The sequence below is a fragment of the Candidatus Eisenbacteria bacterium genome, assembly GCA_018831195.1.
Classification (GTDB): Bacteria; Eisenbacteria; RBG-16-71-46; order CAIMUX01; family JAHJDP01; genus JAHJDP01.
The window spans coordinates 40120-46135 of record JAHJDP010000092.1; the positions used below are offsets into that span (position 1 = coordinate 40120).

4 protein-coding genes are annotated in these 6016 nt (G+C 50.6%); all 4 read left to right on the forward strand.

Annotated features, from left to right (window positions below):
* The first annotated feature begins 11 nt into the window (after window positions 1-11).
* Genes KJ970_16240 through KJ970_16255 form a run of 4 tightly spaced genes read left to right on the forward strand, consistent with a single transcriptional unit; the run spans window position 12 to window position 5874 of the window.
* Window positions 12-1625: a hypothetical protein gene (locus KJ970_16240; protein MBU2692471.1), complete on the forward strand. Its 1614-nt coding sequence runs from the start codon at window positions 12-14 to the stop codon at window positions 1623-1625.
* Between the two features lie 9 nt (window positions 1626-1634).
* Window positions 1635-2132, forward strand: a complete 498-nt coding sequence (locus tag KJ970_16245) for a prepilin-type N-terminal cleavage/methylation domain-containing protein (GenBank protein ID MBU2692472.1) — start codon at window positions 1635-1637, stop codon at window positions 2130-2132.
* Window positions 2133-2152: 20 nt separating this feature from the next.
* The gene (locus KJ970_16250) at window positions 2153-5002 is read left to right on the forward strand and encodes a prepilin-type N-terminal cleavage/methylation domain-containing protein (protein ID MBU2692473.1); all 2850 of its coding nucleotides are present in this window, start codon (window positions 2153-2155) and stop codon (window positions 5000-5002) included.
* Window positions 5002-5874: a hypothetical protein gene (locus KJ970_16255; GenBank protein MBU2692474.1), complete on the forward strand. Its 873-nt coding sequence runs from the start codon at window positions 5002-5004 to the stop codon at window positions 5872-5874. The genes KJ970_16250 and KJ970_16255 overlap by 1 nt, the downstream gene beginning before the upstream one ends.
* Window positions 5875-6016: the final 142 nt, after the last annotated feature.

A 6016-nucleotide genomic window follows, 5' to 3' on the forward strand; every position in this document is an offset into this window, starting at 1 on the left:
AGGAGAATCCTGTGCCCTCCTCGAAAAGGAATAATCGGTTTGAATCACAGCGGGGTTCCGCCCTGGTGTTGACACTTTTGATCCTTGGATCACTGGCGCTGTTGGGTACCTCGTTGGTCCTTTCTGCAGTTGAAGACCGGACGGTAACCCGGTATAGCCGCCATAGCATGGAGGCCTTGGGCGTCGCAGAAACGGGGATCGCATACGGAAAGCACCATATTCAGGACCTCACAGCGCCGATGGAAGACGCAGACGAAGATGGCCGACCAGATTTTACTCTATCCGACAGTCTTACCTGGGGAGGCGGAGCCTATTATCTTGTGGCTGAGGCCACTGATGTCAAGGGCTTGGGAATTTCAGCCTATCGATCAAACGGCTTCACCCTTATCGCCGAGGGTGATTTTGCCGGGGCGATCCGCAGGGTAAAAACTCAAATGGTTCATGACTCGTTCCTGAAATATGCTCGTTTTGTCGCTGCAACAGGAACAAGTTACTCCTGCGGTGCCATCCTCACGGGGGCCGTCCATGTCGGAGCCGATCTAGGGGTCTCCTGCGGTTGCTCATCGGGTGATGAAGTGACATTCCTGGAAGAGGTCACCGCGGTGGGAGATATTCCAAATGCAGGCTGCGCCATCTTCATGCGCGGTTATATTACAGATGCCGATCCAATAGACTTGGACAATTCGGTCGACTTCACCGAGATCGCACAAAGGGCGAAAGGCGTCGCTGCAGATAATGCCTGTGAAGGAGTCGGTATGGTTGGCATTTATATCAGCCTGCCTTCAACCGATCCCCTCGGATTAGGTTCAATGGCGAAAACACTCAATCTCAGCCTTTTTGATTTCTTTGACACAACGACACAGCCTCCCGACACCCTCGTTCGCTATAACGGCAACCTTGTAATGAATACGGTCACAGGCTCTCCATTAAAGAATTCCGACTTCAACGGAATCGTGTTCTTCCAAGGTGATGGAAGAGTCAAAGGCAGGGCGGACGGAATCACGAGCCATAATCTTACCATATTCGCCAGCGATGACATGTTCGTTATGAATAATCTCACGACTGGACACACCGGATTTGATCCTTTCACAAGAGTGGCGAACGGCACCGGTAATCCCGTTAATCTCGGATTGGTTGCAAACGACTACATATATATAGACGATGACACTCCCAGAGTCTTGGACATAGATGCCGCCCTGATGGCCGTTCACAATAATTGGTGTATCCTAGACGACGAATTTGGAGGTTCCGGCAGCATCTCTTCCCACCCCTCCGCGGCCCCCGGCCCATTGGATCTCGACCGCGATGGAATATATGGTGAAGCCCCGGTAAATAATGATCCCAGGCCCGGTGAGGGTTGGAATGAGTTCACCATCACTTCAAATACATGGGTGTTGAATATTAATGGTCCAATCATTACCTATAACGGCGGCAATGCCTGGCCATGGAATGATTCGAGTGTTTTGGCCAGCGCCTCCGGTCCAACCCGCCGGTACAACTATGATCTCGATATCACCGAATTCCCGCCGCCCTGCTTCCCGGTACCTTTGAATCTTTGGAAGGATGTCAGCTGGACCGAAATCTTTGAAACAGATTCTACCTTGACCTCATATATGCCAAATTAGGAAGGAATCATGTTTAAGATTCACAGAAAACTAACAGGGTTGTCCCGAGGCTTCACGCTGGTGGAGACGATGGTGGTTCTGCTGATCATGGCCGTAGTTCTTGGCACGGCTTTGCCGAATTTCGTCGATCACCAGAGAAGAAACAAGGTAGAAACAAGCGCTGAAAATCTGGCCGCCCGATTAAAACTGGCGCGACAAAAGGCGATCGCCCGCCGCACCAAGTATCGCCTCACCTTGAATACTGTATCCGGCACCTACCAATTGGATCGCCGTGAGACGGGTGGCGCCTGGGTCGCTGATCCGCCGGAAGTCTTCATACTTCCTGACGGCATACAGATGGAAGCTGAACTTGGAGCCGAGGCATCTAATTTAGATATAATTTTGGGGCCACAGGGTACTGTCGATTCCATTGATGTCCCCGCCACCATCCATTTCATTTCAGAAGATGACACCCTCACCGTCTCTGTGGTCCGCACGGGCCGGATCCGGGTCATTCGAGGCTCGTGAGATTGGAAAGGATGAGATTCATGCGAACCCCTTTGAAAGCCTCATCACGCGGGTTCACCGTTGTTGAACTCCTGGTGGCCGTTGTCATTCTAGCAATCGTCGCAACCGGTCTATACGGTGTCTTGTATAGAACCCGGGACTCCTACGATCTTCAACGGGATATCGTTGAGATGCGGGATAATACCCGCATTGCGCTGCAAACCGTCTCGGATGATTTCCGCCATGTAAGCTATGGAAAAGATCCAACGCAACCATCGATTCATTACGCGGGACCGGATTCTGTTACCTTCATTGCGGACATAGACAACACCATAACCGGCGCCGAGCTGATCAGCTATTTTCTCGGATCCGATGGCGATCCCGACACGCCCAACCCGAACGATACCGTTTTGATGAAAACAATCGCTGATTCAGGCGGCGTCGCAATATACTCGGCCCCGCAGGCATATGGGCTCGCAATGGATGGAATACAATTCCGATATTTTAACGGCCAGGGAGTCGAATTGGCCAATCCTGTTCCTTCACCGGAACAGATTGGTGAGATTGAGATTCTGGTCAAGGGCATGACAAAAAGGCCGCAGGGTGAGCAATACCAGGAAATGACGCTATCGACCACGATTTACCCACGGAATCTCCCCCTCTCACCAGCGCGTTCAAGACCCAGTACACCCGCCTGTGGACCGTTTAATTATCCTGATTGTCAAAGCGTGACCCAGGTCTGGACGACACCCACCACGAACACAGATGGCACAGAGCTCGCTTTCAACGACATCAGCCATTTCAATGTCTATGTCGGCACAGATCCTGACGATTTACCCTTGCATTCCCGGTTAGCGAGAACTTTTAACCAATGGACAGTATCAGGTCTTGATCCGTCCGAAAGCAATTATATTTCTGTCACATGTGTCAGCCGGTCTGGTGTTGAAAGCTACCCCTGTTTGGAACTGGCGGCGCTCGGCAGTGCTCTGGAACCACAAATCCCACAGAACGTCACTGTCACATTTCCGGTGGGACTTAATGGTGTCCGTCTGTTTTGGGATCAGGTCACTGAATTCCAAAGCGGCGGCCAAATCACAACTCCTGTCAAATATTTTGTTTACCGTGATGTTGTTGATAATTTTGAACCGGATATCGGCAATCTGCTTGCTTCCATCGAAGTCATTACTCAATACGACGACACAACAATGGTGGATTGCCAGCAATATTTCTTTAGAGTGAGCGCTGAAGGCTGTGGGAATGAAGGAGAGGCTTCTTCGACCAACTCCGCCAGTATCCCCTCTCCTCCGACCTGCCCCAGCTTCCTATCAGGGAACATTACTGAGACACCGGGGATGGTCCAACTCAATTGGGGCATTCCGACCACACGAATGGATGGGAGCCCTCTCTCGCCGAGTGAAATCGGAGGATACTACGTTGTCTACGATTCCATTCCGGGTGGATACACATTCACGCAAGATGTTCCCGATGGTGAAACCAACAACACAGCCATTTCCGGTTTGGAGCTTTGCAAAGACTATTATTTCAACATCAGAGCCTATGATCTTTGCCCTGCTCTTGGCGATATCTGCATGTATAATGAGATCCATCTTCACACTGCGCAGCCGTGCGATCCAGTCATTCCTGAAACACCCGGGAATCTTTCCCTCATTCCTCTCGATGATCGCTTGAATCTCGCATGGGACGCCAATCATACTGATTGTGACCTTTATGGTTATCGAGTCTACTACGGCGTGACGCCGGGTGGACCCTACAATGGGGTTGGCGCCACTGAAGGGGATTCTCCTATCGAGCTGACTTTTGAAGAAGTAACTGTTGCTGATCAGTGTATCTTTACAATTAATGGACTCTCGGAATGTCAAGGATACAATGTCGTCGTCACCGCAATTGACAAATGTGATCCTGGAAATGAAAGTCCACCCTCGGCGGAGGCCAGCGGAGAGACTGATTGTACGCCATGCATGCTTGAAGCCGGCTGCACTACATGGCAGGCTTCAGCATCAAACTATACCAGGGTCAATTTGGAAATTTATACACTGCAGTCTTCCTCAGAAACACTGAGCGAAATTACACCCCAATGGACAATGGGCCATCTCATCCGGCAGATTTATACAGGCAGACCCCTGCAGAAGATCTGGGATCAGGACGGTTCCGCTGGCGAAAATGGAAATATCGGACCGCAACCTGCAGGCGTCGCTCTGGATGTCGACGATATCGACATTGAGGGATGGACGGACGCCGCCGACGGCGAGCCTTTAACACTCGTCTTTGATGGCGATATGCGCGGAGATGAACTCCAGCTTGAATTCCGATCACTCGGGAGCCTCTGTTCCTCGTCAAACACAATTAGTCAGGGATGCTTATTTGAAAATCTTGATGACGGGCAGGCAAATGGATGGTCTTTTAATTCCGGCAGCTGGAATGTCATTAATGGAGAACTGTATCAGGGTAATAGCTCTGTTACGGCATTAGCGTATGACACCAATAGCTGGGTGAGTGATTTTGTTTATTCAACAAAACTCAAAGTCGTTTATAGTCAAACACCCTATTTAATTTTCAGAATGCAAAACACAAGCAATTACTACCTTGTGGGCTTGAAAACGTATGACAATACCATCCGTATCGGACGGATTGTCAATGGCGGCTGGACCCAGCTGGCATCCACGAATGTCGGGCTCAATAACAATACTTGGTACAATGTGACGGTAAGGGTTGATGGATCTCAAATTGACGTTTATCTCGACTGCAACCATGTACTGTCTGATAATGTTTCTTCAATGTGGCCTTCCGGCTACTTGGGGTTGAGAACTTTTCAGACCAGGGCCTATTTCGATGATCTACAGGCCACGGTCTTGAATGTCTCGGGGCCGTAATGTTTTCCCCTAAAATCTGGGGGTTGTTATTTGTTTGCGTGGCTTTTTATACCCAGGTCCCGGCAACCGGATCCGAAATCACCTCCACTGAATTGATACTCATCGCCTCGGCGGAAAGCCGGGGCGAAATCGATCCTTGTGATTGTCCCGTGCAGCCCTTGGGCGGCCTGCCCCGTCGAGCTTCTCTTCTGCGAGAGGTCAGGGACTCGGGTCATCCCGCCGTTCTCATTGAATTAGGTGAGGTGTTTCCTCCGGCATATCAGATGAGTAATTCATTTACCTGGGCGGCGGCCCTCGGAACGGCCTATGGTTTCATGGGATACAATCTCGTCGTGTTTGGCGATGAAGACCTGGCTCTCGGAAAGGCGGTCCTTGATCGCTTTCAAGCGGCCTTTGTCGCAGAGAATCCCTACGGCAAAGTGGCGGTTCCCCCCAAAGGTGGGGCGGGATACTCCTGGATTCGATTCGACGCCCCAACTCGGGATCAACAGGACCTATCCCTATCCTTCCTCGTTGTCTGGCCCCCAGTGAATCCATCGGAGATTGCTGTATTATTGGACAGATACCATGAACAAGCAGATATGAAAATCGCTGTCATTCACGGAAATCTGGTTGCGGCAAAGGGCCTTTTGGCGGATTCAACATTCTTTGATCATATTGTTGTCGGGGATGGATCCAAGTTCGACGAAGTAAGGCGAATCAACCGAACAAGCGTCTCCGGCCCGGGTATCCGTGGCCGGACTTTATCCTTTGCACGCCTCATATATGGAAGTAAAAACGATTGGATTGTTGCCGGTTATCGATTGGTGCCTGTCACTCCGGATTATATGGATGATGTTGTTATCTCCGAAGTTATTCATGAATTGCATTAGCTTGTGCTTCGAAGATTGCATTTGGCGTGTTTCCTGCACACCTAGCAGGGTATGTCGAAATGTCGAACCTATTTCAAGCCGCCGCACTGTCCCAATCCGCATTGCCGGTATCACAAGAAACCGGAGGGGTGGAGCTATAAAA

Bases quoted from the DNA above. Each gene is read 5' to 3' on its own strand.
- KJ970_16245 (MBU2692472.1), top strand. From the start codon at position 1,635: ATGTTTAAGATTCACAGAAAACTAACAGGGTTGTCCCGAGGCTTCACG.
- KJ970_16250 (MBU2692473.1), top strand. From the start codon at position 2,153: ATGCGAACCCCTTTGAAAGCCTCATCACGCGGGTTCACCGTTGTTGAA.
- KJ970_16255 (MBU2692474.1), top strand. From the start codon at position 5,002: ATGTTTTCCCCTAAAATCTGGGGGTTGTTATTTGTTTGCGTGGCTTTT.